We start from the raw sequence: 2,384 nt of genomic DNA on the forward strand, positions 1-2,384 counted from the left end.
CCAAGTGTCGCGGCAAACGGTTGCGGTTTAAGGCACTGAATTCTTTAACTTGGTTGGCAACCGAATCTTGATGCTCTTATCGGCTGACCTATCGGCTGAAAGATGCAGAGAGGTTGAGCAGGTAGTTTGTGGTTGCCAATCAGCTAGTCCTAACTTGGATAGTTGGATCTTGGTTGAGTTGTTACGGGGTGCCCGTTGGGTACCCCTTATTTTTTCTCAGGTTTTTCCAGCAGCTTAACGGCAATTCTCTATTGACAATTGACGCTAGTTCTCTACGGCTAGGCTACACTTAGAATTCAAGGTATGCCACAGAATGGTAATTGACGGGTTGTAGGTCTAGCCGATGACACACCAGCAAAAACGGCTAGCTGTAGGACTAGCAGGACTACTGGTAATTGGCGGACTGGCTTTGGTTGCCATCTGTCAGCTAGTAGTTGAAGGGCTGTGGTTTCAAGAATTAGGCTATCTTCAGGTATTCTGGCGGCGGCTTCAAGTCTTAGTTGCTGTGGGGATCGTTGTACCTAGCATTAGCCTAACGTTCCTGTCAGGCAATCTAGTGTTGGCAAAGCGGTGGAGCAGGGTTAACCGATCGCAGCCGTCCCACCCCTTACCTGGGGCCATGGGTTTGCGATGGTTACTGGTCACCAGTAGCAGCCTAGCCTTGGCCTTAAGTGTGCTCTGCGTCTACTACAGTCAGCTTGCTGTTGTCTCTTGGCGAGGCATGACGGCCCAAGATGACTCTCTGCCGACCATTTTAGTATCAGCAACTGCGGGCCAACTTTGGCAGCTAGTACAATCTCTGTCAGCCCAGCCGTGGCAGTGGGCATTAGTAGGGCTGTTGAGCTTGGCTATGGTGTTATGGCCCTACTTCGTACTATCTATCATGGCTATACTGCTTAGCCTTGGTCTAGCGGGCATCTTCATTAGCCGCTGGGACGCTGTAGCCCTCTATTTTCACCCACAACTGCTGCATCAAACTGAACCCCTGTTCCATCAAGACATTAGCCTGTACCTGTTCAAGCTGGGAATCTGGGAGATGTTAAGTTTCTGGGCGCTAGCCCTGACGATCGTAGCCCTACTTATGACCAGTCTGGTTTATATAGTGGCTAACAATACCCTCAGCCAGGGTAAGTTTGCAGGGTTTTCAATCCAGCAGCAACGTCACCTCTATACCTTGGGTGCTAGCTTAGCGCTAGCGATCGCCGTTAGTTATTGGTTGTCTCGCTATGAACTCCTGTATTCTTCACGGGGAGTTACCTATGGAGCAGGCTATGCAGACGTGAACGTGCAATTGCCCGTCAACACACTGATGACGGGGTTAGCCGTTGCGATCGCCCTGCAACTAGTTTGGTGGGCAATCCGTAGCCAGCCCCAGTCAGCCTTACCTCAGCCACCATTACGTCGTCCTGTAACCACAGTGACTACAGCCTACCGTCAGACCAATCGTCAGCGTGCCCTACCTAGACTGACTGTCCGCTCGGTAGTGATTGGTTTTCTGGTAATAGCTGTCTCACTAGGCCATTGGTTACCCTCCATCACTCAATGGCTAATCGTGCAGCCCAACGAACTAGAGCGAGAACAGCCTTACATCTTGCGCAATATTGCGTTGACTCGTCAAGCCTTTGGTTTAGACCGCATTGAGGTGAGAACCTTTGATCCCCAAACCAACCTCACCTTCGCTGACTTGCAACGTAACACCCCCACAATTCGCAATATTCGGCTGTGGGACACTCGCCCCCTGCTCGAAACCAATCGGCAACTCCAACAAATTCGCCTATACTACAAATTTCCTATTGCTAATATTGATCGCTATCGCCTTAAGCTCCCTGCTAGCCAAGGCACTGGCAATGTAATTGAGCGTCAACAGGTAATCATTTCAGCCCGCGAGTTGGACTTCAATGCCTTGCCCCAAGCGGCTCAAACCTGGGTTAACGAACACCTCATTTATACCCACGGCTATGGCTTTACCCTCAGCCCAGTAAATACTGTTGGGCCAGGTGGTCTACCAGACTACTTTGTCAAAGACATTGCTGGAGCTACCGAAGCTGAGAGCGGCAGTCTATCAACTGCCAACGAAGGTATTCGCGCTAGCATTCCCATCGGTTATCCCCGCATCTATTACGGAAACCTGACTAATACTTACATCATGGCTCCCAGTCGTGTGCAAGAGCTAGACTATCCCAGTGGCAATACCAATGTCTACAACACCTACGACGGTTCAGGGGGAGTACCGATTTCTTCCCTTTGGCGACGCTGGTTATTTGCGATTTACCTGCGAGACTGGCAGATGGTCGTGACTCCAAATTTTCAACCCAACACTAAGGTATTGTTTCGCCGTAACATTCTCCAACGGGTTGAGGCGATCGCCCCATTTCTTCGCTATG

The 2,384-nt window shown here is 50.5% G+C and carries 1 protein-coding gene; it reads left to right on the forward strand.

Features of this window, described 5'->3' with window-relative positions; translation table 11 throughout:
* Positions 1-343: 343 nt before the first annotated feature.
* A partial coding sequence (locus tag NZ772_17490; GenBank protein ID MCS6815351.1) for a UPF0182 family protein occupies positions 344-2,384 on the forward strand: 2,041 nt, incomplete at its 3' end.

The sequence above is a fragment of the Cyanobacteriota bacterium genome (genome assembly GCA_025054735.1).
Classification (GTDB): Bacteria; Cyanobacteriota; Cyanobacteriia; order SKYG9; family SKYG9; genus SKYG9.